Raw genomic sequence first — 1,187 nt, 5'->3', positions numbered from 1 at the left:
GGTTCCTCAGGGCGATGGCGCTGATGGGCACAAGGCCGCGCGAGACGGCTCTCATCGGGGATCAGCTGTTCACCGACGTCCTGGGGGGTAAGCTGCTCGGCTTGCGCACGATCCTGGTCGAGCCCCTGTCCGTGCGGGAGTTCGCGACCACGCGGGTGATCCGGCGCATCGAGCGGCTGGTCAGAGCGAAAGTGGTGGAGCGGGTTCGCGCGGACTAGCGCAGGGTCCTGATCGGGCATAGCGAAGTTGTGGTTCCATTCATGCGCGGCCCTCTTCAGGCGCATCCTTACGGCTCCTCCCGTCTGCTGGTCGCGGTCCTGGTTGGCGCGCTGACCGCGTGCCTCGCCCTTCCCGCCACCGCCGCGATGTCATTCGCCGCGGCACGTGACGCTCACCTCAGCGGCCGGCATGCCGACGCCGTCGCAGAACTGCGCGCGTATCTCGCGTCATCCCCGCGCGACGCCAACGCCTGGGTGTGGCTCGGCGCGTCCTACTATCAGATGGGATACAGTGAACACGCGGCGCAGGCGTTTGCCCGCGCGGCGGAGATTCGCCCGTCGGCCGAGGTCATGCTGTGGCTGGGCGCCTCGTATGCCAGGCTCGGCCGGTACACGGATGCGGAGCGCGCCCTGGGGCAGGCGGCAAGGAGCCCGCGGGCGCAGACGGCGCAGATCGCCCGGCAGTGGATCCGCACGATCCGCGGCCGAGCTGCCCCCGTGCTGGATGAAGGGGCAGAACCCGAGCGCTATGCCTACGTCGCGCGCTGGTATAATCCGGCGCTGTCGCCGGAGCAGGTGGACGCGATCGTGCGCAGCGTGCTGTACTTCTCGCACCGGTACAACGTGGATCCCCGGTTGGTCATGGCGCTCATCGCGGTGGAATCCGGCTTCCGGATCACCGCGCGGTCCTACGCCGGCGCGTACGGGCTCGGGCAGTTGATGCCGGGCACCGCGCGCGTGCTCGGGGTCAACCCCGCGGATCCGGTGGCCAACATCTACGGCACGGTGCGCTACCTGCGCGGACAGCTGGACCGTTTTGGGGACAACGAGGCGCTGGCGCTGGCTGCGTACAACGCCGGACGGGGCGCCGTCACGCGGTACGGCGGCATCCCTCCATATAATGAAACGCAGTGGTACGTGGTCAACGTGATGGCGCTCTACCGGCACCTGTCCGGGACCTGAAGTCTT

At 68.7% G+C, this 1,187-nt stretch carries 2 protein-coding genes; both read left to right on the top strand.

Features of this window, described 5'->3' with window-relative positions:
- The coding region (locus Q8Q85_14880; protein MDP3775542.1) for an HAD hydrolase-like protein at positions 1-218 on the top strand (218 nt) is incomplete at its 5' end.
- A gap of 42 nt (positions 219-260) precedes the next feature.
- Positions 261-1,181: a lytic transglycosylase domain-containing protein gene (locus Q8Q85_14875; GenBank protein ID MDP3775541.1), complete on the top strand. Its 921-nt coding sequence runs from the start codon at positions 261-263 to the stop codon at positions 1,179-1,181.
- The last annotated feature ends 6 nt before the right edge of the window (positions 1,182-1,187 follow it).

The organism is Gemmatimonadales bacterium, assembly GCA_030697825.1.
Taxonomy (GTDB): domain Bacteria; phylum Gemmatimonadota; class Gemmatimonadetes; order Gemmatimonadales; family JACORV01; genus JACORV01.
This window is presented reverse-complemented; position numbering and strand designations above follow the sequence as displayed.

What these genes read in the sequence shown, in the direction of transcription:
- Q8Q85_14875 (MDP3775541.1), top strand. Translation starts at nt 261, where the DNA reads ATGCGCGGCCCTCTTCAGGCGCATCCTTACGGCTCCTCCCGTCTGCTG.